Here is a 21,269-nt window from a genome sequence, read left to right as displayed (position 1 = left end):
GCGTAGCGGACGTCTGGCGTTCTGGTGACCGTGAACACGAAAGGGCTGAAGTCGACCGCGGCTGGCCGGACCAGCAGCTCCAGCGCTACTGTCCGCACTACCGTGATTTGCTGGAGCTGCCGGACTTCGGGCCCGTCAGCCAAGACAAGCTGGCCTTGCTACTGCTGACTTGCGGCTGTCAGTCTTACTCGCCGGCCCCGCCACCGCCCCGAGTGGTAGCAGTGGGGGGCGAGAAGCCTCCGGCTCCAGCAGCATGGTTCATGGAGGCACGCGAGTCGAACTTGACCCAGCGCATGCTCAACGAATTGTCGGCATCACCAGTGGCGGCGACCAAGGATTGATCGCCCTGCGAGCGTGCCAGCCCTACGTGCGCGAGATAGCGCATTGAAATCAAAGGAGCGGGCCGAATGGATGCATCAACATCCACTCGGCCCACCAAACCCGCAGACCCTTCCTGCAAGTCCAGCCTAGGCTCCTGCTCCGTGCACAAAGCGCGGCGAGCCTAAAGTCTGTTTATTCATACAGTAATGGCTTGTGATCCATGACCCCTTAATCACCCCTTGAGGTCAATCGAGACTGTGATTGGGCGCATTAGAAATCAATGACTATGCTTTGGCGTATCTGCAAAACGGTTTGATTTGATACCCCTCGTGTTGTTCTGTTTAGCCATCGCATGGAAGAGTAAGCCTATGAAACCGATCCGCGCCCTTGCCTGCACTGTAGTTCTCGCCTCAATCATGGCCACTACTGGCTTTACGGCCCTTGCAGCCGATATGCCCTTGGGAGGTCATGCTATGGAAGGCCGCCTCATTACGCGGGTGCTGGCCGTAGATCCGGCGAATTATCAGGTCACCATTGAAGGCCCTGACAAAAACCCGTTGGTTATCCAGTTGACGGACAAAGCTAAGGCTCTGCACAACTTGAAGGTCGGCGACAACGTTGACATACATGTTGTTCGTTCAATCGCCTATGTGCTCGACACCACTATCGATGGCGCGCCGGGTGTCAGTAATGAATCAATAACTACCCGCGCCGCCAAGGATAATCCTAATCCGGGTGGCGAGGCGCTTCGCCGGGTCAAGGTTACTTCAAAGATCACGCACATTGACTTGAAAAAACATGAAGTGACCTTGCTTCCTCCAGAAGGAAAAGTGACAGTCCTCAAGGTCGAGGATCCCCAGCTCCAAGCTCGAATGAAGAACCTTAAGGTCGGGCAGACGGTCAACGTCATTTACACCGAAGTACTGAAGGTTAAAACCTCGCGCTAGCAGCGTAGTGTTCGTTAGGCAGGACGCCGGAAGAGGGGCGTGGCTTGGGCCAATTCTTGGGCCAATGTATGCGTTTCAGTGCGTACTTGAGAGGCTGAAACCCCCGGAAATGCTGCACTGTAGATCGCCTAAAACCGCAAAAATCATCGCATGGTGATGTTAGCGGTGGAGATCAAAGGGCTTACCTATCAATAGCTTATGTCGCTGGCAATGCGGCTGGTACCGATTTGATACCAATTTGCAGCTTTTCCAGCTCGCTCCAGTCGGAGCTTGAGTTAATCCAACGCGCATAGGTATGGCGGCAGTTGTACGGTGGCCGATAACGAATCCCCAGTGAATTCTGACTGGGTGGCGGTTCAATAGAGGGGGATTCCCGGACGGAGTACAAATGTACTCTTGGGTTGTCCGTGATCCTTTTGCTATCTAGGTCATGCGCCATCACCCAGGCAGCAAAAAGCCCGGCATTTAGCCGTAATGCTGTTCATTTAAGAGCGCGACATGGTTTGAGCCGGTCTTGCCGGCGTTGTTTTTCCTTACGCTGAACCTGCCGGCACCGCCAAATGACATCGCAAACGGATATGCCTGCCTCCATCAGAGGCGACGCATGTGTGTGGCTACTGGCACTCACCTCGTGAACATATCCATTCCCTGCAGCGGCACCACCGGCTGGTTTCGCCTTTTACGGCGACCCACTTTTGAAAGGGCGCAAAAGTGGGCAAAACGCCCTGTCCCGACATCCGGCCCTCCGCTGCGCTTCGGGTGCTTTCCTGACGCCATCGCTCCCGTGTGGACGCGCCGACGGGCCATCCATGGCCCATCTGATACTTCGCGCACTACAAACAAAGCCTCCACACTACGACGATCCACCTACGGCGTAATGGCATAGGGTCGCCTTCCGCTGACTTCGACCTGCTGGCCGATAGCGAACTCCTCGCTTGGGGAACGAACAACCCGTTCCTCGCCAGCGCTGCTGCGTACCTTGTACGCTCGTCCCTCCAGCCCGGTTGCAGACTGCACACCGCTTCCGATAAGCAGCCCTACACCAGCCCCTAACAATGCCCCAGCTGGGCCACCTAATGCGCCACCGACTATCACCCCAGTGCCCGCACCAAATCCAGATCCAACCGTTGTATCACCTTCCTGGGAAATCACTTCATCAGCGATCGTAGCGCTTACGCCAGAGAGATACAGGCTAGCGCTCAAGACAACAACATGTAACCGTTTCATGTTGCCTCCCAACGGCAGGCAACGGTGCCTGCCATGACGGCCATGGCGACGGCCTGCATCTGCATTAGGCCGCTCGCCTAGCACAAGGCTAAGCGTAGCAGGGGGCAATAAGAGCCTATACGGTACCGGCTCGCCCAGCGCCCTGAGCGCGAGCTATAGTTTGGAACTGATCAAGGGGGTAACCATGAAGTGTTTGAATTGTTCGGTAGACGCGCGGGAAGTGGACTCTGAGATGGATGGCATTGAACTGGTCTGCCCGGAGTGCGGGCACTTCGGGGTTTCATCGCTGATCATGAAACAACGGGCCAGGCGAGCGTTTGATGTGGAAAAAACCCAGGTGTTTCTTCACCGCGAGCGAGAAATCAACCCGGACCGTGTTCCGGTCATTAACAGCGAGAGCGTCATTTGGGCGTAGCTGGACATTCAATGACCAGAGCGCAAGCATTCCAAGGGCGTGTCGGCACACGTCAGGCTTTGGGTTTTTGGCCTGGCACCGGTCGTCGAAAGAATATCGCACCGACGCTGGCTGACTAAAATCTAGTGGGGGGATAACTTCAACGTAACCTGAACAATCAGGAGGCTTACGATGAACAGAATACCCTCACTGGCGTTGCTGGTAATGACCAGCGTGATTTCAGGCTGTGCAACAACGGGTGATCATCAGGTCGTTAACGTTCCCCTGAACGCTACTCAGTACAACACGGGGCATATTGCCTCGGCGCTGCTGGCGTCAACGACGGGCAACAGGACAGGGCTTACGATTGTCGTTGGCGGGGTGCCAAGCAGTACCGCTCTGCCTGCGCACATCGATACCTACATCTATTCGGGTACTTGTGAAAATCCGGGGTCGAAACCCGTTTATGAGATGAAGCAATCGGTCACTGCGAGGTCTGTGTCGTCGCCATTACGGCTGTCCACGGTAGCACCTGCCACACTGAGTGAACTTCGCTCTGGTGGCTACGTCCTGGTCTTGAGAGCGGGGCCGATGGACGGTAGTGTAAACCTCTTCTGTGGCAACATCACATAAGGCCTGAACCAGCAGCCACCTCAAGCGGATGCTGTTCGGCAAGGCTGCGCAGGTCCAATGCTGACTGCCCGTTTCCATACCCTTTCAACCCTGGCGAGTAAAAAAAAGCCCGCCAGGGGGGGCGGGCAGATGTGGAGTTTCCAAAGGGAGCAGTGACGACCTTAGGTGTCGGGCTGTGAAGAGGGCGTGAAAGTGATGTAACGGAAAGGTGAGTGCTACAAAATGCGTTAATAGCCACTGCCACCCATACCGCCCATACCTCCGACGCCACTTCCTTTGCTCGACGGCTCTCTGGATTTTTGTTGCGCCCGACTCCACTCGGCACAGGTAATGAAGCTTGTATGATCGACGTTGCCTGAGCTGTCAAAACTGACATTGAACGGCTGCTTGTGGCCAGTGTTTGTGAACATGTAGTCGTAGCAGGTGCCAGGTACTACCGTGCGCTCGCTCACGGACAGAGGCTTGCCGCCGATACGCTCGACTTGGTCTTTGCTCATGCCGGTCTCGACGCGTGCCACCAACGGTTGATCGCGATAAATGCGGGAATTGCTGGTACAACTGCTCAATGCCATCAGCGCGGCGAGCAGGGTGGTCAGGGGAAGCAGGGACGTATTCATGACAGGGCTCCTGACAGTAGGGGTCGGAAGAGGCGCCTGGTGTAGCCTTTAGAGTAAAGTCGAGTTCCGTTGCTTGCACCACAGGATCGGCGAGCCGCTGATCTGCCCGTGCTAGACCTTTGGGGAGGTCACAACCCCGCCGCTTTGATTTAAAGTGCCGGCTTTTGCTCAAGGTGCACTATGCACAAGACAGTACTCGCCGCGATGATCAGCGTGCTCCTGGCGGGATGCTCACTGCCAGTAGCCCTCACTCCCAATTCCCCAACGATCTCGGAGCGCTCGGCGAAGTCGCCGGACGACTACTCCGACTGCGTCATGTCGCACTGGCAAAAGCAGCATGCTCAGGTGGATCGCAAGGTGATTTCCAGAGGGTACGAAGTCCGCGTGTCCGGCAGCATGACCGCCAGCGACTACCTTGAAGTCCATCGGCAAGGCGAGGGTAGCCTGATTTCATTCTACGAAGGTGCACCCTGGCACAGGGCAGCTAAACGTGCAGTGTATGAGTGCTTGTAGTTCATTCGAGCGCGGTACCGGCGATGTTCTCTTGTTGTTCCCCGTTTGCAGGCATCCGCTCACGGCTTGGCTTGCATGAGGCATCCCACGCTTTGCACGCATCAAGATTGCAGTTTTCGCGGGATACGCAGGTAGGTGTTCAGGGCAGGCTATGCTTGAAGGAACTAACCACCAACGGTCCTGTTCAGGTCCAACCTGAGTTCGAGGAGCAGATCATTGATGTAGCGCTGTCCTGGATTGTCTTTGTGAAAACGTGAAGCAGGTGGTGTCACGTTGGTTTCCGGCGCCAGGACGGTGCGGGACAGCATGGCTGCCCTTTTGGTGAAGCCATGCAAGAAGTGGTCGCACAGGTCTGATTGTACGTCTGTAGTGCGGCGACGTATCAGCAGGAGGTGTGTGGTGGGACGCTTGCAGCGCGTAGCGCGTAATGAACGTGGCCGGGATTTCGCGGTAGGTGATATCCATGGCCATTTTCGACGATTGGAGCAAGCGTTGATCGCTATTGGTTTTGACGTCCGTCAGGACCGCTTGTTCAGCGTAGGTGATCTGGTTGATCGCGGGCCAGAAAGTGAAGAGGCTCTGGTCTGGTTGCAGCGGCCTTGGTTCTACGCGGTGCAGGGCAATCACGAGGCGCTTGCCGTGGCACTTGTTCAAGGACAGTGGCTTGATGTCGACTTGTACCGGGCCAATGGCGGTGCCTGGTTTCTGGACAGTTCAGCTGAAGATCAGGCCCGGTATGTCGAGCAATTTTCCAGCCTGCCGCTGGCGTTGGAGGTCGATACGCTTGCTGGCCCGGTCGGTCTGTTGCATGCCGATTGCCCGTGTTCCAGTTGGCAGGAGTGGTGCGATCAACTGGTTGTCGGTCCAGTGAAAACAGCGTTGGATGTTAGCCAGTGGTCCCGTCGCCGCCTGCTGCAAAATGACCTGACGCCTGTTGCCGGTTTGCGTGCGCTGATTGTCGGGCACACCCCTGGGCAATCAGTCCGAGTGCTCGGTAATGTCTGGCACATCGATACCGGTGGCTGGCTGAATGGGCATTTCTCTTTTCTGGACCTGGCTGAGCTTGACGTGAGGTCTGCCAGGCTAGAATCTTGAGGCTTTTGGGAGCACGCCATGGACCTCTCGAGCCTCTTGCTGTTTGTACCCGCCTGTTTTGCCTTGAATATGGCCCCGGGGCCCAATAATCTGCTGTCGCTTAACAACGCCAGTCGCTATGGTCTGCGCACCGCATGCGTGGCCGGCGCCGGTCGCTTGCTGGCCTTTGCCGGAATGATCGCCTTGGCAGCGACCGGGCTGGCCGTGGTCTTGCACACCAGTGAGTACCTGTTTCTGATGATCAAGGTGCTGGGTGCGGCTTACCTGTTTTACATCGCCTGGCAGCTTTGGCGAGCACCGGTCGGGCAGGGCGGTGTCGCCGTCGAGCGTGACGCCGGTACCCTGCGCCTGGCGCGCCAGGAGTTTTGGGTCGCGGCGGGCAATCCAAAAGCCATTCTGATCTTCACTGCGTTTCTGCCGCAGTTCGTCAGTGTATCCAGTGCGACTCCGGTGACGGAGCAATTTGCGGTATTGGGTGGCTTGTTTCTGCTGCTTGAGTGGTTGGCCATTGCCATTTATGCCTGGCTGGGTGCGTACTTGCAGCGCTGGTTCAATCAGCCGGGCCCGCGCCGATTGTTTAACCGGGTCAGTGCGTCGTTGCTTGCCTGTGCAGGCGTTGGGCTGCTGGCTGCTCGCCGCGCTTGACGCCAGCTACCAACTCACACGCAGGCCCAGGCTGGCGCCAACCTGCTCCTGTTGGCGGCTGTCCAGGTTGTAGCCGTACTCCAGGTTGGCATACACGCTGAGTGCCGGGTTTGGCTGGGCGGTAAGGCCAGCACCGATATCCATCCAGGTGCTGTTGTGCTCGGTCTTGATGGCTTCGTCAGCGTCGAAGCTTACACTGTCGCGACCGCCTAACGTCTGCCAGACGTTACTGCGCAGGTAAGGTTGCACGGGCACATGACCGGCCAGGTACTGCCCTTTGAGGCGTGCGCCCACGCGTGCGGTGAGGTCGCTCTGATTGTCGTAGCTGATTCGCGAGATCCCGTCAGTGGCACTGCGCAGGCTGACTGACTGGACAATAAGTTGTGCCTGCGGCTCCAGCACCCAGCGGCTGTTCAGGGCCAATGGAAAGCCACTTTCCAGCGAGCCTGTGATCGTGTGGCCGCTCAGGTCCAGTGCGACACCTCGATCAGAGCGGGTGCGACCGTCCAGCTCCGTGTATTGCAGCACGGTGTCCAGGTACCACTGCTGTGGGCCGATCAGTGTCCAGTAGGCACCGATGCTGTCACCGTCCAGGCGCACATCACCGACCTGATTGTCGTCGAAACCCAAGGCAAAACCGCTGATGCTGCCCTTGAGTCGGGCATGGCCGAGGTACAGGCCCAGGTGCTGACGGTAGCCGTCGCTGTCGAGCGCGGCAAATAGATCATGCCCCACCTGATAGCCGCGCAGATCTCCGTTCAGGCTGGGGGAAACCGTACCTGACCACTGTTGCCGCAGTTGATCGCCGAAGCCTCGTGCCCAACCAGCGGCAATCGGTCCGGTTTCGTTGAACAGGTTTTGCGCGCCCTGGCGCTCATGGAAAGTACTCAAGGTCAGGCGCGGCAATAGCGCAGCCGAGCGGCTTGCTGCGGCATAGAGCGGCACCTCTGCGCGATACAGCGGAATGCTCTCACCGGCGATCGCTGTCGGTAACGCCGGGGTTCCAGGGGCTGCGACCGGCACAGCCAGCGCGGGCGGAGTCTCACCAGGCACCGCTGTTGTGGCGGGAGCGATCACGCTTGAGCGCAGGTACCAACTGTTCTCGCTGCCCGCCGTGACCCCGCCTTTGAACAGGTAATACTCATAAGCGCCGGCGGACAGTGAAGAGCCCAGGCGGAAGGCGCTGGCGCTGCTGGTAGCGCCATCTGCAGCCTCGATCACGTGAATCCCGTTCTGCCTGGTGTGTGCGCCAATGCCGTTCAGGTTGTTGACCTGCAAGGTTGTGGTGCCGGAAAGGCGGCCCTGCCTGACGATCAGGCGGTCGGAACTGGCCGCATCGCTGGCCAGTACACTATTGAGTCTGAGTAGACCATCGTGCCCGACATAATCACCGGTCAAGGTCAGCCGCCCTAGGGCATCGCCGCCATTACTCAGGTCGATCAAGCCAGCGTTGTTCAGCGTGGCAGGCTGCCCGGCAGTCACTGGGGCTATGGCGCCACTGCGTGACAGCAGTTGGCTGCTTGGATCGATGTTCAGTACGCCAGTGGCACTGTTTGCATCGCCCAGCAAGAGGGTATCGTTCAGGGTGAGCACCGAGCCATTGTTCAACGACACGATTTCCCATCCCACATAACGTGCGCCGCCCTCTGGGCTGCTGTTGTCGAAGATCAGGCGGTCATTGCCATCGCCGCCATCCATTCGGCGGGCAGTGGCCAGGTGCGTTTCATCAAGGTTGATCAGGAATGCCTGATCATCATCAGGGCCGGTTTGCACACTGCCGCGGATTACACCGCCATCTTTCCAGGTAAAACGGTCGTTGCCGAAACTCAGCAGTACGTCGCCAGCGACCTCGCCGCCGCTGAGGGTGACGCTGTCGGCGCCCCCGCTGACACTGATGTTGCCACCAATGCGGCCATTACTGAGGAGGATCGTATCGTTGCCGAAGCCAGCCACCAGGTTGCCGTCGATGCTGCCCCCGGACATGTCGAACAGGTTGTCGTCCAGTTTCATGTTCACGCGGCCAATTCGGCCACCTGTCATGATGGCGTAGTCGCCATCCTCGAACGCGCCGACGATGCGCCCACCGCTCATGAAAAACCTGTCGAGGCCATCGCCCTGGGTGAGTGATTGAATCTGCCCACCGTTCATGACGAAGGTGTCGATACCGTCCCCTTGGCCGACGTTACCGGTAATAGTGCCGGAATCGATGTGCACCTGATCACGTCCTGGGCCAAAGGTGACGTCGCCAGTAATACTGCCGGTACCACCTGCAGGCATCAGCAGGCTGTTGTTGCCGATGGTGTCGGACAGCGATGCAGCGATACCACTGTCACACACGTAGGCATCGTCACCGCTACTTGGGGTGAAACTGCAGGCTGCAAAAGCGGCGTCACCCATCCAGGGCAAGACCCCAAGGGTCATGAGCCAGCGAAGTTGTCGCATGCTTGAGTACCTCAATGGCGCACGATCACGTGCTCCAAGGGGTATAACGCACTAGCCGAAATCGACAACTGGCAGAAATGACAGGTGCTGAGGGGAGGCCGTTCCTCGCCGCTGGAAAGGCCCGGGCCTGGTTCAGTCGCGGAAGAACACTTGCACCAGGTGGTAACCGAATTTGCTTTTGATCGGCCCGTGTACCGTGCGCAGGGGCTTCTTGAAAATGACCTGGTCTATTGCGCCGACCATCTGCCCAGGGCGCACTTCGCCCAGATCGCCGCCGCGCTTGCCGGAGGGACAAGTAGAGAATTTCTTGGCCAGCACGTCAAAGGCTTCGCCCTTGGCAATGCGTTGCTTGAGTTGCTCGGCCTCTTCGGCAGTTTTGACCAGGATATGGCGGGCCTGTGCTTTCATGGCTGTAAGTACCTCTGTGACGCCTGAAAAAAGCGCCGATTATGCCTCATCGCGCAGTTCTGTGCGGTCTCGGAAATGCTCGAGTGCTTCGGGGTTGGCCAGCGCATCGGTATTTTTCACCGGTTGACCGTGAACCACGTTGCGTACCGCCAGTTCGACGATCTTGCCGCTGATGGTACGTGGAATATCGCTGACCGCCACAATGACTGCCGGTACATGGCGTGGTGTCGTGTTCGCGCGGATAGTCCGGCGGATGCGTGTTTGCAGTGCTTCATCCAGGACGAGGCCATCGCGCAGCCGGACGAACAACACCACCCGGACATCGCCCCGCCATTGTTGACCGATGGCGACGCTTTCCAGCACCTCGTCGATCGTTTCAATCTGACGGTAGATTTCTGCCGTGCCGATGCGCACGCCGCCGGGGTTGAGTACGGCGTCGGAGCGGCCGTGGATGATAATCCCGCCGCTCGCGGTTTCCTCGGCATAGTCGCCCTGCGCCCAGACGCCGGGAAACTGGCTGAAGTAAGCCGCCTTGAAGCGCTTGCCTTGTGGATCGTTCCAGAACCCCAGGGGCATCGCCGGGAAGTGTCGGGTGCAGACCAGCTCGCCTTTTTCGCCAATCACCGGGTGGCCCTCATCGTCCCAGACCTCTACCGCCATGCCCAGGCCCTTGCACTGGATCTCGCCACGCCTTACCGGCAGGGTGGGGTTGCCGATCACGAAACAGGAGACGATGTCGGTGCCACCAGACATCGAAACCAGATGCAGGTCGTGCTTGAATTCGCGGTAAACGTAGTCATAGCTCTGCGGCGATAGCGGCGAGCCGGTGGACAGCAGCAGCCGCAAGCGTTCCAGGCGGTGGCTGAGTCGCGGCTGCAGGCCTTCATGCTCCAGTGCCGCCAGGTACTTTGCGCTGGTGCCGAACACACTGATGGACTCGCTGTCGATCACGTCGAGCAGGCGTCCCGCGTCAGGGTACAACGGTGAGCCATCGTACAGCACCAGCGTCGCGCCCAAGGCCAGGCCGCTGACCAGCCAGTTCCACATCATCCAGCCACAGGTGGTGTAGTAGAACAAGGTGTCTTCTGGACCAAGGCTGTTGTGCAGGCCATGCTCCTTCAGGTGTTGCAGCAGCACACCGCCGGCCGAATGAACGATGCACTTGGGTACACCCGTAGTACCGCTGGAATACAGGATGTAGAGCGGGTGGTCGAACGGCAATGGGGTAAATGCCGGTGTACCGCCTGGCCGATAAAAGTCGTCCCACAGGCTGACGTTGGCCGTGCAGTGGAAGTCAGCGGTCTGCGTCTGCGGGCGGGTGTACGGTAGCACCAGCACCTGCTCAAGGTGTGGTAACTGGGCCAATACCTCGTTGATCTTGTCAGTCTGGTCGATGTCCTTGCCGGCGTAGTGATAACCGGCGCAGACGATGAGCAGTTTGGGTTCGATCTGGCCGAAGCGGTCGACAATGCCATGGGTGCCGAACTCCGGTGAAGAGCAGGACCAGACGGCGCCCAGGCTGGTACAGGCGAGCATCGCCACCAGGGTTTGCCAGGTGTTGGGCAGGCAGGCGGCCACCCGGTCGCCGACGCCGATGCCGATCGCCTTGAAACGGCGTTGCAGCCCTGCAACCTGAGCGGCCAGCTCCGCGTGGCTGAGGGTAAAGCGGCTGCCGTCCTCGCGCAGTGACACCACCGCACAATGGTCTTTACGGTGGCGGTCGTCACGGTAGCGCAACAAGTGTTCTGCGAAGTTCAGGGTTGCGCCGCTGAACCAGCGGGCATCGGGCATCAGCGGGCCTTCGTCGAGCACGTGCCGTGGCGGTTGATGCCAGCACACCTCGAAGGTGTCGGCCAGGGCCTGCCAGAAGGCCTCGCGCTGCTCAATGCTCCAGCGGTGCAGGGCATGATAGTCGTCAAGGTGCAATCCGTGATGACGGTTGATCTGCCGGCGAAAGGCATCCATCGGGCTGGCCTGGATCTGCGCCTCAGTTGGGCGCCAGAGCACCTCGTTCATGCCATGTCCTCTTTGTCATTGTCCTGAGAACAGTGTATTCGCGAACCTCGGGGCTGACAGCCGGAATTGCGGTGTCAGCCCCGAGGTGCGCCCGGCAGGGCGCGTGCCTTACTGGGCCAGCCAGCCGCCGTCGATGTTCCAGGCGGCGCCGCGAACCTGGCTGCCCGCATCACTACAGAGAAACACGACCAGCTCGCCCAGGTGTTCGGGGGTGACGAAGGCCAGAGAAGGTTGCTTTTCGGCCAACAGATCATGTTGTGCCTGTTGTGGGTCAAGGCCACCTGCGGCACGGTCGTCGATCTGCTTTTGCACGAGCGGTGTCAGCACCCAGCCCGGGCAGATGGCATTGCAGGTGATGGGGGTCGTGGCGGTTTCCAGCCCAACCACCTTGGTCAGCCCGATCACCCCGTGCTTGGCCGCAACATAGGCTGCTTTACCCACCGAGCCGACCTGGCCATGCACCGAGGCGATGTTGATGATCCGTCCCCAGTTGCGCTGGCGCATGCCCGGCAGCGCCAGGCGCGTGCTGTGGAACACGGCTGACAGGTTGAGCGCGATAATCGCGTCCCAGCGCTCGGTGGGGAATGCCTCGACCGGCGCAACGTGCTGGATGCCGGCATTGTTGACCAGAATATCGACACCCCCGAACTCGCGCTCGGCATAGCCGAAGAGGTCTTCGATCTGCTGGACGTCGCTCAGGTCGGCGGGGTGGTGCCCCACGCGGGTGCCGTGACGGGCCACGTCGGCGATGGCCATACTGGCGTCACCGAAGCCATTGAGTATGAGGTTGGCACCGGCTTGGGCCAATACCTGCGCGATACCCAGGCCAATACCACTGGTAGAGCCGGTCACCAGTGCGGTTTTGCCGTTGAAGTTCATGTTGTGCTCCTTAGACGATGCCTGTGGCGTAGAAGGTGGCGATAACCACGAACACCGCCAGTGTCTTGATCAGGGTAATGCCGAAAATGTCCTTGTAGGCTTCGCGGTGGGTCAGCCCGGTGACTGCCAGCAAGGTGATGACGGCGCCGTTGTGAGGCAGGGTGTCCATGCCGCCGCTGGCCATCGAGGCCACGCGGTGCAGTACTTCCAGCGGAATGTTCGCGGCGTTGGCGGCGGTGATGAACGTCTCCGACATGGCCGCCAGGGCGATGCTCATGCCGCCGGAGGCAGAACCGGTTATACCGGCCAGCAGGGTGACGGTGATGGCCTCGTTGACCAGCGGGTTGGGAATACGCTTGAGCGCATCGGCCAGCACCAGAAAGCCTGGCAGCGACGCAATGACTGCACCGAAGCCATACTCCGACGCGGTATTCATCGCGGCCAGCAAGGCGCCGTTGACAGCGCTCCTGGTGCCTTCGGCGAGGCGCGTGCGAATAGCCCTGTAGCCGCACACCAGCACCATCAAGATGCCAATCAGCAACGCGGCTTCTACCGCCCAGATCGCGGTGAGCTTGGCGATATCGCTTTGCACCGGTGCGCTCATGCCGGGCAGGCTCAAACTATGGGTTTTGCCGTACCAGGCGGGGATCCAGTGGGTAAACAGCAGGTTCATCACACCCACCAACACCAGTGGCGACAGGGCCAACAGCGGGTTGGGCAGTCTCAGGTCGGTGGCTGTTTCTGGCTCGTTGCGCAAATCCGTGCCATAACCTTCGCCGGCCCGCTGGGCCTTGTTGCGTTGGCGTTGCAGGTAAAGCATGCCGGTACAGAAGACAAACACCGTACCGATCAGCCCCAGCCACGGCGCAGCCCAGGCGGTGGTGTTGAAGAAGGTACTGGGAATGATGTTCTGGATCTGTGGGGTGCCGGGCAGAGCGTCCATGGTGAAAGAGAACGCGCCCAGGGCAATGGTGGCCGGGATCAGCCGCTTGGGGATGTTGCTTTGGCGAAACATTTCGGCCGCAAAGGGGTAGACGGCGAAAACCACCACGAACAGTGAAACACCGCCATAGGTCAGCAGGGCGCAGACCAGTACGATCACCAGCATCGCCTGGCGGGTGCCGAGTACGCGTATGGCAGCAGCGACAATCGAGCGGGAAAAGCCTGACAGCTCAATCAGTTTGCCGAACACGGCGCCGAGCAGAAACACCGGGAAGTAGAGCTTGATGAACCCCACCATTTTTTCCATGAACACCCCGGTAAAAGCCGGTGCAACGGCAGAGGGGTCCGTCAGTAACACCGCGCCAAGGGCGGCGATGGGGGCGAACAGGATAACGCTGTATCCACGGTAGGCAGCCAGCATCAGCAGCGCGAGTGCTGCCAGGGCGATGATCACACTCATCGAGTGTCTCCTTGAGGCATCTTGTTTTTGTTGATGCGTCGGAGATAGCGGGATTCGTGCCAGTTTTTCAACGTATTGAAATATAAGGCTTTTATTGTTTTTAAGCGCAATCCTAGGCGCTATTTTCTCTGAATAGAGACGGGTGATTGGCCTGAGTGCGCTGTGGCGCCGGAAATCAGCCGGATGAGTGCTGTATGGCGTCTGTCTCTATAAAGAGACTGTATTTCTCTTTATAGAGACAGATGCTGTGCGGAAGGTCTGCGACGATCACAGCCCTAGTGCGACCATTTTCTTGTAGAGGGTCGAACGGCCGAGGCCCAATTGCCGTGCGGCTTCTGGCACGTTGCCCGCGCAGCGGGCCAACGTATCGCTCAGTAACTGCCGCTCGAACTCTTCGCAGGCCTGCTTGTAGGTTTTCAGCGATGCTTTTTGCACCAGTGGCGCCAAGGTACCCAGCGCGGCCTGGATGTCGCTTGCGCCGAGTCGTGGATGATCGGCCAGCAAGGTCGCTCGCTCCAGTACGTTGCGCAGCTCACGTATGTTGCCAGGCCAGGCATGACGGAGCAGCAGCGCCTGGGCTTCGGCCTCCAGCTCATGCTGGCTACCCAGGTCTTCCAGAATCGCTTCGCTCAGGGCCGGCAGGTCTTCCAGGCGTGCGCGTAGCGGTGGCACGTTGATCGGCAAGACATTGAGCCGGTAGTACAGGTCGGCACGGAAGGTGCCATTGGCCATGGCTGCTTCCAGGTCTGTCGACGTGGCAGCGATGATTCGTACGTCACTGCGCATCACCTGGTTGGAGCCGACGGGTTCGTACTCCTTCTCTTGCAGCACACGCAGCAGCTTGCTCTGCAGCGGCAATGGCATGTCGCCAATTTCGTCGAGGAACAAGGTGCCGCCTTGGGCAATCTGCAGTTTGCCGGGGCGGCCCTTGCGGTCTGCACCGGTAAAGGCGCCCGGCGCGGTGCCGAAGAACTCGGCCTCCAGCAAGGCCTCGGGGATGGCCGCGCTGTTGATGCTGACAAACGCCTTGTGCGCACGCGGTGAAGCTGCGTGAATGGCATGTGCCAGCAGCTCTTTGCCAGTGCCGGTTTCGCCGAGCAGCAGCACCGGCGAGTCACTGCCTGCACCGCGACGTGCACGGCGCTTGATCTCAAGGGTTGCCGCACTGGTGCCAATGAATTGAGCAAAGCTGTACTTGGCCTGGCGCGCCTGCAGCAGCGAGCGGGTCGAGGCCAGTTCCTGCTGCATGCTCGAATAGCGCTTGAGTAAGGGCGAGAGGCTGCGCAGCTCATCAAACAGGGCGAAGCCAATGGCCCCGATCACGCCACCTTTCGCATCCTGAATGGGTAGACGCATCACCACCAGTGGCTCTTTGGGGGTGTCGAGCATGTCGAGCAGTATGGGACGACCGTTGCTGACCACCTCACGCATCAGGGTGCCGGGGATCACCGCTTCGCACGGTTGGCCGATGGCGCTGCTCGCATCCTCCAGGCCAAAGCGACGGGCATAGCGCTCGTTCATCCAGACGATGCGTGCATCGCGGTCAACGATCACCGTGCCTTCACTGGACTGCTCGATGATCTCGAACAGCGAGCGAATCGCCAGTAAACGTACCCGCTGATAGTCCTTGAGGTTGTCGCTGTCGTGCATGAACCGCTCCTTGGGGCCGGGTCAGGAATTATGCACCGCTCAGGCCCGAGGATCGAAGGCTTCGCGCAACGCATCGCCAATGAACACCAGCAGCGACAGGATCAGGGCCAAGGCGAAGAAAGCGGTGAAGCCCAGCCAGGGTGCTTGCAGGTTCTGTTTGCCTTGGTTCACCAGTTCGCCCAGCGAGGCGCTGCCGGCGGGCATGCCAAAGCCAAGGAAATCCAGGGCGGTCAGGGTCGAAATGGCGCCGGTGAGAATGAATGGCAGGTAGGTGAGGGTGGCACTCATGGCATTGGGCAGGATATGCCGGAGGATCACCAGCCGATCTGGCAGGCCCATGGCCCGTGCGGCCAATACGTACTCCAGGTTGCGGCCACGGAGGAACTCGGCGCGCACGACATCCACCAGGGCCAGCCAGGAGAACAGGGCCATGATCCCCAGCAACCACCAGAAGTCCGGCTCGACGAAACCGGAGAGAATGATCAGCAGATACAGCACCGGCAAGCCCGACCAGACTTCCAGCAGGCGTTGCCCGATCAAGTCGACCCAGCCACCGTGATAGCCCTGCAGCGCGCCGGCGGCAATGCCGATCAGCGTACTGATGGCGGTCAGGGCCAGGGCAAAGAGAATCGATACCCGTGTGCCGTAGAGGACTCGCGCCACTACATCGCGAGCCTGATCGTCGGTGCCTAGCCAGTTGTCGGTTGACGGCGGGCTGGGGGCCGGCTGCAGCAGGTCGTAGTTGGGGGTATCGGCACTGAAGGGGATCGGTGCAAAGAGCATCCAGCCACCCTGTTGCTCGATCAACTGACGCACGTACTGGCTGCGGTAGTCGGGCTGGAAGGGTAACTGACCGCCAAAATCCTGTTCGGTGTAGCGCTTGAGGGCCGGTACATACAGGTGTCCCTTGTAGCCCAGCAACAAGGGCTTGTCGTTGGCAATCAACTCAGCCCCCAGACACAGGGTGAACAGGCCGAGGAACACCCACAATGACCACCAGCCACGGCGGTTGCGTCGGAACCGTTGAAAGCGCCGAAGGGCCAGGGGCGACAGTTTGAACATCACGCGCTCCTCGTCGCGAAGTCGATGCGGGGGTCGACCAGGGTGTAGCAGAGGTCACCCAGCAGACGGATCAGCAGGCCGAACAAGGTGAAGATGAACAGGGAGCCGAACACCACCGGGTAATCCCGTGATACGGCGGCTTCGTAGCTCATGCGGCCCAGGCCGTCGAGAGAAAAAATCACCTCGATCAACAGCGAGCCTGCGAAGAACACGGTGATCAGTGCCTGCGGAATGCCCGCCACGACCAGCAGCATCGCGTTACGGAACACATGGCCATACAGCACCCGCCGCTGGCTCAGGCCCTTGGCCCGGGCGGTGAGTACATATTGACGCGTGATTTCGTTGAGAAAGGCGTTCTTGGTCAGCAGGGTCAAGGTGGCGAAGCCGCCGATCACCAAGGCACCGACCGGCAATACCAGGTGCCAGAAGTAGTCGGCCACTTTGCCCAACAGGCTCAGTTCGGCAAAGTTCTCCGAGACCAGGCCGCGCACCGGGAACCAGTTCAGTGAGGTGCCGCCGGCGAACAGCACGATCAACAGCAGGGCGAAGAGGAAGGCCGGCAAGGCATAGCCAATCACGATCAGCGTGCTGCTCCAGGCATCGAAGGCACTGCCATGATGGACGGCCTTGCGAATGCCCAAGGGGATAGAGACCAGGTAGGTGATCAAGGTCGCCCAGAAGCCCAAAGACAGTGTGACCGGCATTTTTTCGAGGATCAGGTCGGTGACCGTGGCACCGCGAAAGAAGCTCTTGCCGAAGTCCAGGCGGGCATAGTTGCTGAGCATCAGCCACAGCCGCTCGGGCGCCGATTTGTCGAAGCCGTACTGGTGCTTGATGTCTGCCAGTAGCTTGGGGTCCAGGCCGCGACTGGCCCGCGAGCCGTTGTGCAGGGTTTCGCTGCTGGAGCCCGGAGCGCCCGCACCGATGCCCTGCAGACGAGCGACGGCTTGCTCCACCGGGCCACCAGGTGCAGCCTGGATGATGACAAAGTTCACCAGCAGGATGATCAACAGGGTCGGTACGATCAGCAGCAGGCGTCGCAGGATATAGCCGGTCATGGGGTACTCCCGGCCACGGTGCCCTTGCCAAGCCGTTCGGCCATCTGTGCGTTGGTCAGTGCTGTGGGGCTGATTTCCCACCAGGTGTCCAGCGCTTCGTCGTTACTGGCCTGTACCTTCGGCTGGCCAAAACGGTTCCACCAGACGGTAGAGGAGCCCGGTGGATAGTAGTTGGGAATCCAGTAGTCATTCCATTGCAACACCCGGTCCAGTGCATGGGCGTGGCGCAGCATGTCGGCCTGGGTTGCAGCCTTCACCAGGCCATCGATCAGACGGTCAACGGCCGGGTCGCGCAGCACCATGTAGTTGTTTGAGCCAGGGTCGTCGGCGGCTGCCGAGCCAAAGTAGTTGTAGAGCTCGAGGCCCGGTGAGGGCGATACAGGGTAGCCGGTGACGATCATGTCGTAATCGCGTTCCATCAAACGGTTGATGTACTGCGAGGCGTCGATACGGCGGATGTCCAGGGTAATGCCGATTTGCGCCAGGTTTCTCTTCCACGGCAGCAACAGGCGTTCAAAACCGTTCTGGGCATTGAGGAAGGTAAAACTCAAGGGTTCGCCCTGAGCATTGACCAGGTGGTCGCCTTGCGGTCGCCAGCCCGCGGCGTTGAGCAGTGCCAGGGCTTCGAGCTGTTGGGCGCGGATCATGCCTGAACCGTCGGTTTTCGGTGCCTCGAACACGCGGTTGAAGGCTTCATCGGGAATTTGACCGCGCAACGGTTCGAGCAGGGCCAACTCTGCGGTATCCGGTAGTTGGGTTGCCGCCAGTGCCGTGTTGGCAAAGTAGCTGTTCTGGCGGATATACAGGTTTCGCATCATCTGCCGGTTGCTCCACTCGAAGTCCCAGAGCAGGGCCAGCGCCTGGCGTACGCGCCGGTCCTGGAATACGGGTCGTTGCAAGTTGAAGACAAACCCCTGGGCGCTTTGTGGTGCTTCGCGAGCCAGGTGCGCACGTTGCAGGCGCCCGTCGTCCAAGGCCGGGCCGTTGTAACCCAAGGTGTAGCCGGTGGCGGAAAACTCGCGGTTGTAATCGTAACCGCCGCCGCGCAGTACCTGGCGTGCAACATCGGTATCGCCGAAGTACTCGATGCGGATCTGGTCGAAATTGTAGCGCCCGCGATTGACCGGCAGGTCCTTGCCCCACCAGTCGCGATTGCGCTCGAAGGTGACGCTGCGGCCATTGTCGATTCGGGCAATGCGGTAGGGGCCGCTGCCCAAGGGGGCTTCAAAGCCACCGCCCGCCGCAAAGTCACGGGTTTTCCACCAGTGTTCGGGCAGCACTGGCAGGGTTGCCAGGTCAAGCGGCAGGGTACGGTTCTGATTGTTCTTGAAGATGAAGCGTACCTGGCGTGACTGCTCCACTTCGACGGCGGCAACATCGGCAAACTGCGTGCGGTACTTCAGGTTCCCTTCACGCATCAGCAGCTCGAAGGTGTACTTCACATCCTCAGCGCGAATCGGCTCGCCGTCGGCAAAGCGTGCGCGCGGGTCGAGGTAGAAACGCAACCATAAGCCGTCGGGGCCTCGTTCCATGCGCTCCGCGACCAAACCGTAGACGGTATAGGGCTCATCTTCACTGCGCACCGCCAAGGGTGCGTACAACCAACCGTCCACCTGGCTGATGCCGATACCCTTGTCGATATAGGGCAGCACATGGTCGAACTGGCCGATTTCCAGTGCGGAGCGGCGCATCGACCCGCCTTTCGGTGCATCGGGATTGGTGTAGGCGAAATGCTGGAAACCCGCAGCGTAGCGGGGGGCTTCACCGTAGACGGTCAGGGCATGTGATGGTGCTGCCACTGCGGCGATTGGCACGAACAGCAGGGCGAGGACGTAGCAGAATACTGACCGCATGGAAGGTTGGCCTCATCGTTTGGCGGTGTGTGTCTGTTCGTTCTGACAGTGTACGCAACGACGGAGGGAAATCGGCACTGTGATCCTTCCAGGTCCAGTGCAAGCGCACGGCCTTCGGGGGCCGTGCGCTGGGCGCCGACGACGTTTAGTCCTGGCGGCTGGTGACTTCCAGCAGGTGGTAACCGAACTGGGTCTTCACCGGACCCTGTACGGTATTGACCGGTGCGCTGAAGACCACGGTGTCGAACTCCTTGACCATCTGGCCAGGGCCGAAGCTGCCCAAGTCACCGCCTTGACGGCTGGACGGGCAGGTGGAGTGCTTCTTCGCGATTTCAGCGAAGTCGGCACCGGCTTCGATTTCAGCTTTGAGTTCGTTGCATTTGGCTTCGCTGGCAACCAGGATGTGACGGGCAGTGGCTTTGGCCATGATGAGGGGCTCCTTGGCGTTAAAATGGCGAGCCTACAGGATTGCGCCGGGTTTTTCCTGCGCATTCTTGCGCAGTGCGTCGGCGGCATTCGTGAGCAACGTCTCGGTGCTGTTCCAGCCCAGGCAGCCGTCGGTGATCGATACCCCGTAGCGCAGTGGTTGCTTGCCCAGCGCCTGGCAGCCGTCGAACAAATGGCTTTCCAGCATGACGGCAACCAACGCACGGTCACCCTGCAGCCGTTGCTCCAGTACCTCATTGAACACATGGGGCTGACGGGCTGGGTCCTTGCCGCTGTTGGCGTGGCTGCAGTCGACCATGATACGCGGCGCCAAGCCGACGCTTTCCAGCCCTTTGCGGGCCTGCTCAATGCTCTGGCGATCGTAGTTGGGGCCCTTGTGACCACCGCGCAATACCAGGTGGGTATCCTGATTGCCCAGCGTTTCGATGATCGCCGGGTGTCCTTGGGCATCGACGCCGAAATGACGATGGCCGTGAGCGGCGCTGCGAATGGCGTCGCAGGCAATACCGATACTGCCGTCGGTGCCATTCTTGAAACCTACTGGCAGACCCAGGCCACTGACCATCTCGCGGTGTACCTGTGACTCGGTAGTGCGGGCACCGATGGCGGCCCAGCTCAGCAGGTCGTCGAAGTAGCCTGCGGCCATTGGCTGCAACAATTCGGTGGCAATCGGCAAGCCGAGGGCGAGCATGTCCAGCATCAGGCGCCGTGACAGGTTCAGGCCACCGTGCATGTCATCGCTGCCATCCAGGTGCGGATCGTAGACCAGGCCTTTCCAGCCGACCGTGGTGCGTGGCTTTTCGATGTAGGCGCGCATCACCAGCAGCATCTGGTCATTGACGCGTTCGGCCAGGCGGGCCAGACGTTCGGCGTATTCCAGTGCGGAGTGAGGGTCGTGGATGGAGCAGGGGCCGACGATGACCAACAGGCGTGGATCGCGGCCTTCAAGGATGGCCTTGACGGCTTGGCGGTGCTGCTCGACCTGTGCGCCGAGCGCATTGGAAAGCGGCAGGTGCTGCTTGAGCATGAAGCTGCTGGGCAGGCGTTGGCTGACAGCGGTGTTGGCGGCAACCTGAGGTTGCGGTTGAGTCAGGGGCAGAGCGAGGCTGGACGATTGCATGTTCGGGAATCCTTGGCGAAGAGCGGGTTCTGGCCCGCGCAGCCGGCCCTATCGAGGTGTTCGACAGTGGGCCGGATTAAGATCATCTGTGTCGGTGCCACCTGTGAGTGACCGATCGGCGGCGGCAGTCAGGCCCGAACGGAACTGGCTAAATCGCCAGGCGATGCACGCTGGGTAACGGTAATAAGTGCTGTAGTTCATGTGTTATTCCTCAATGTGTGTGGTGTACGACGCCCAAAAACAAAACCCCCGGTCGGGGAGCCGACCGGGGGTTGAGTATTCTCTGTGCCTGGCGTCCCCTTGGAAGTGGGCGCCGGTGTAGGTATCAGCGGCGCCGTTGGCTAAACCAATACCCAAAATAAAAGCCGGCTGGAGCGCAGGTACCGCACTCGGCAATAGCCAGCAGCGGCTGCGCGAGGCGACCGGTGTGACGTGCTTGAGTGAGGGTGGTAGGTGACATGTCTGGCTCCAGTTGATAGGTCCGAGCTTACTGTAGGGCGGCCTGCCGATTCAATAGTCTTTTTGCATGCGTACGATAAA

At 59.9% G+C, this 21,269-nt stretch carries 19 protein-coding genes and 3 pseudogenes; 7 read left to right on the top strand and 15 right to left on the bottom strand.

Translation table 11 applies throughout. The features are described from left to right. Positions 1-154: 154 nt before the first annotated feature. A pseudogene (locus IE038_RS24385) lies at positions 155-388 on the top strand (lysis system spanin subunit); the annotation flags it as partial. Between the two features lie 301 nt (positions 389-689). Further along, a complete protein-coding gene (locus IE038_RS02970; RefSeq protein ID WP_189395097.1) occupies positions 690-1,268 on the top strand; it encodes a hypothetical protein in 579 nt (192 codons plus the stop codon). Positions 1,269-1,464: 196 nt separating this feature from the next. On the opposite strand, the pseudogene IE038_RS24380 reads toward IE038_RS02970, so the two are convergent. From IE038_RS24380 to IE038_RS25475, 3 genes and pseudogenes are all read right to left on the bottom strand, one after another. Beyond that, positions 1,465-1,617: pseudogene (locus tag IE038_RS24380) on the bottom strand (site-specific integrase); the annotation flags it as partial. 518 nt (positions 1,618-2,135) lie between these two features. Further along, positions 2,136-2,285 (bottom strand): hypothetical protein, encoded by a 150-nt coding sequence (locus tag IE038_RS24375; protein WP_229775594.1) that lies wholly within the window; start codon positions 2,283-2,285, stop codon positions 2,136-2,138. 9 nt (positions 2,286-2,294) lie between these two features. Continuing rightward, positions 2,295-2,495, bottom strand: a pseudogene (locus IE038_RS25475) (YMGG-like glycine zipper-containing protein); the annotation flags it as partial. A 184-nt stretch (positions 2,496-2,679) separates the two neighbouring features. On the opposite strand from IE038_RS25475, the gene IE038_RS02960 reads away from it, so the two are divergent. Then, positions 2,680-2,910: a hypothetical protein gene (locus IE038_RS02960; RefSeq protein ID WP_229775593.1), complete on the top strand. Its 231-nt coding sequence runs from the start codon at positions 2,680-2,682 to the stop codon at positions 2,908-2,910. A 171-nt stretch (positions 2,911-3,081) separates the two neighbouring features. After that, positions 3,082-3,522: a hypothetical protein gene (locus IE038_RS02955; RefSeq protein ID WP_163934718.1), complete on the top strand. Its 441-nt coding sequence runs from the start codon at positions 3,082-3,084 to the stop codon at positions 3,520-3,522. Between the two features lie 227 nt (positions 3,523-3,749). Here IE038_RS02955 and osmE read toward each other — a convergent pair whose 3' ends face one another. Continuing rightward, positions 3,750-4,139 carry an osmotically-inducible lipoprotein OsmE gene (gene osmE, locus IE038_RS02950; protein ID WP_163934715.1) on the bottom strand — a complete coding sequence of 130 codons (390 nt, stop codon included), beginning with the start codon at positions 4,137-4,139 and terminating at the stop codon, positions 3,750-3,752. Between the two features lie 180 nt (positions 4,140-4,319). Between osmE and IE038_RS02945 the strand changes: the two genes are divergently transcribed. From IE038_RS02945 to IE038_RS02935, 3 genes are all read left to right on the top strand, one after another. Then, positions 4,320-4,652 carry a hypothetical protein gene (locus IE038_RS02945; RefSeq protein WP_163934712.1) on the top strand — a complete coding sequence of 111 codons (333 nt, stop codon included), beginning with the start codon at positions 4,320-4,322 and terminating at the stop codon, positions 4,650-4,652. A gap of 399 nt (positions 4,653-5,051) precedes the next feature. After that, on the top strand, positions 5,052-5,747 hold the full coding sequence (locus tag IE038_RS02940) for a metallophosphoesterase (RefSeq protein WP_163934709.1): 696 nt from the start codon (positions 5,052-5,054) through the stop codon (positions 5,745-5,747). Positions 5,748-5,765: 18 nt separating this feature from the next. Further along, positions 5,766-6,392, top strand: a complete 627-nt coding sequence (locus IE038_RS02935; protein ID WP_189395096.1) for a LysE family translocator — start codon at positions 5,766-5,768, stop codon at positions 6,390-6,392. 6 nt (positions 6,393-6,398) lie between these two features. Here the strand turns inward: IE038_RS02935 and IE038_RS02930 are convergent, their stop codons facing one another. The 11 genes from IE038_RS02930 to IE038_RS02880 all read right to left on the bottom strand — a co-directional run bounded on the left by IE038_RS02930 (position 6,399) and on the right by IE038_RS02880 (position 20,729). Next, positions 6,399-8,834 (bottom strand): autotransporter family protein, encoded by a 2,436-nt coding sequence (locus IE038_RS02930; RefSeq protein ID WP_189395095.1) that lies wholly within the window; start codon positions 8,832-8,834, stop codon positions 6,399-6,401. 132 nt (positions 8,835-8,966) lie between these two features. Further along, positions 8,967-9,242 (bottom strand): peptidylprolyl isomerase, encoded by a 276-nt coding sequence (locus tag IE038_RS02925; protein ID WP_065758331.1) that lies wholly within the window; start codon positions 9,240-9,242, stop codon positions 8,967-8,969. A gap of 39 nt (positions 9,243-9,281) precedes the next feature. Continuing rightward, on the bottom strand, positions 9,282-11,258 hold the full coding sequence (locus IE038_RS02920) for an acetoacetate--CoA ligase (RefSeq protein WP_163934703.1): 1,977 nt from the start codon (positions 11,256-11,258) through the stop codon (positions 9,282-9,284). 108 nt (positions 11,259-11,366) lie between these two features. After that, complete coding sequence (hbdH, locus tag IE038_RS02915) at positions 11,367-12,137, bottom strand: 3-hydroxybutyrate dehydrogenase (RefSeq protein WP_163934700.1); 771 nt, start codon at positions 12,135-12,137, stop codon at positions 11,367-11,369. 10 nt (positions 12,138-12,147) lie between these two features. Then, entirely contained in the window at positions 12,148-13,539 is a 1,392-nt protein-coding gene (locus IE038_RS02910) for a GntP family permease (RefSeq protein ID WP_189395094.1), read from the bottom strand. Between the two features lie 267 nt (positions 13,540-13,806). After that, positions 13,807-15,189 (bottom strand): sigma-54 interaction domain-containing protein, encoded by a 1,383-nt coding sequence (locus IE038_RS02905; protein ID WP_189395093.1) that lies wholly within the window; start codon positions 15,187-15,189, stop codon positions 13,807-13,809. Between the two features lie 39 nt (positions 15,190-15,228). Then, positions 15,229-16,251 carry an ABC transporter permease gene (locus IE038_RS02900; RefSeq protein WP_163938491.1) on the bottom strand — a complete coding sequence of 341 codons (1,023 nt, stop codon included), beginning with the start codon at positions 16,249-16,251 and terminating at the stop codon, positions 15,229-15,231. Next, complete coding sequence (locus IE038_RS02895) at positions 16,251-17,309, bottom strand: microcin C ABC transporter permease YejB (protein WP_189395092.1); 1,059 nt, start codon at positions 17,307-17,309, stop codon at positions 16,251-16,253. Before IE038_RS02895 ends, IE038_RS02900 begins: the two co-directional genes overlap by 1 nt. After that, positions 17,306-19,162 carry an extracellular solute-binding protein gene (locus IE038_RS02890; RefSeq protein WP_189395091.1) on the bottom strand — a complete coding sequence of 619 codons (1,857 nt, stop codon included), beginning with the start codon at positions 19,160-19,162 and terminating at the stop codon, positions 17,306-17,308. The genes IE038_RS02895 and IE038_RS02890 overlap by 4 nt, the downstream gene beginning before the upstream one ends. Positions 19,163-19,307: 145 nt before the next feature. After that, positions 19,308-19,589, bottom strand: a complete 282-nt coding sequence (locus IE038_RS02885) for a peptidylprolyl isomerase (RefSeq protein WP_065758339.1) — start codon at positions 19,587-19,589, stop codon at positions 19,308-19,310. A 33-nt stretch (positions 19,590-19,622) separates the two neighbouring features. Further along, positions 19,623-20,729, bottom strand: a complete 1,107-nt coding sequence (locus IE038_RS02880) for a 3-deoxy-7-phosphoheptulonate synthase (protein WP_163938487.1) — start codon at positions 20,727-20,729, stop codon at positions 19,623-19,625. Between the last annotated feature and the right edge of the window lie 540 nt (positions 20,730-21,269).

Origin of the sequence: Pseudomonas laurentiana (assembly GCF_014648275.1) — a bacterium.
GTDB lineage: Bacteria > Pseudomonadota > Gammaproteobacteria > Pseudomonadales > Pseudomonadaceae > Aquipseudomonas > Aquipseudomonas laurentiana.
This window is presented reverse-complemented; position numbering and strand designations above follow the sequence as displayed.

Excerpts from the sequence above, each read along its gene's own strand:
- osmE (WP_163934715.1), bottom strand. The coding sequence starts at position 4,139 with ATGAATACGTCCCTGCTTCCCCTGACCACCCTGCTCGCCGCGCTGATG.
- hbdH (WP_163934700.1), bottom strand. The coding sequence starts at position 12,137 with ATGAACTTCAACGGCAAAACCGCACTGGTGACCGGCTCTACCAGTGGT.
- IE038_RS02890 (WP_189395091.1), bottom strand. The coding sequence starts at position 19,162 with ATGCGGTCAGTATTCTGCTACGTCCTCGCCCTGCTGTTCGTGCCAATC.
- IE038_RS02960 (WP_229775593.1), top strand. The coding sequence starts at position 2,680 with ATGAAGTGTTTGAATTGTTCGGTAGACGCGCGGGAAGTGGACTCTGAG.
- IE038_RS02955 (WP_163934718.1), top strand. The coding sequence starts at position 3,082 with ATGAACAGAATACCCTCACTGGCGTTGCTGGTAATGACCAGCGTGATT.
- IE038_RS02970 (WP_189395097.1), top strand. The coding sequence starts at position 690 with ATGAAACCGATCCGCGCCCTTGCCTGCACTGTAGTTCTCGCCTCAATC.
- IE038_RS02900 (WP_163938491.1), bottom strand. The coding sequence starts at position 16,251 with ATGTTCAAACTGTCGCCCCTGGCCCTTCGGCGCTTTCAACGGTTCCGA.
- IE038_RS02930 (WP_189395095.1), bottom strand. The coding sequence starts at position 8,834 with ATGCGACAACTTCGCTGGCTCATGACCCTTGGGGTCTTGCCCTGGATG.
- IE038_RS02885 (WP_065758339.1), bottom strand. The coding sequence starts at position 19,589 with ATGGCCAAAGCCACTGCCCGTCACATCCTGGTTGCCAGCGAAGCCAAA.
- IE038_RS02905 (WP_189395093.1), bottom strand. The coding sequence starts at position 15,189 with ATGCACGACAGCGACAACCTCAAGGACTATCAGCGGGTACGTTTACTG.
- IE038_RS02880 (WP_163938487.1), bottom strand. The coding sequence starts at position 20,729 with ATGCAATCGTCCAGCCTCGCTCTGCCCCTGACTCAACCGCAACCTCAG.
- IE038_RS02910 (WP_189395094.1), bottom strand. The coding sequence starts at position 13,539 with ATGAGTGTGATCATCGCCCTGGCAGCACTCGCGCTGCTGATGCTGGCT.
- IE038_RS02895 (WP_189395092.1), bottom strand. The coding sequence starts at position 17,309 with ATGACCGGCTATATCCTGCGACGCCTGCTGCTGATCGTACCGACCCTG.
- IE038_RS02945 (WP_163934712.1), top strand. The coding sequence starts at position 4,320 with ATGCACAAGACAGTACTCGCCGCGATGATCAGCGTGCTCCTGGCGGGA.
- IE038_RS02920 (WP_163934703.1), bottom strand. The coding sequence starts at position 11,258 with ATGAACGAGGTGCTCTGGCGCCCAACTGAGGCGCAGATCCAGGCCAGC.
- IE038_RS02935 (WP_189395096.1), top strand. The coding sequence starts at position 5,766 with ATGGACCTCTCGAGCCTCTTGCTGTTTGTACCCGCCTGTTTTGCCTTG.
- IE038_RS02925 (WP_065758331.1), bottom strand. The coding sequence starts at position 9,242 with ATGAAAGCACAGGCCCGCCATATCCTGGTCAAAACTGCCGAAGAGGCC.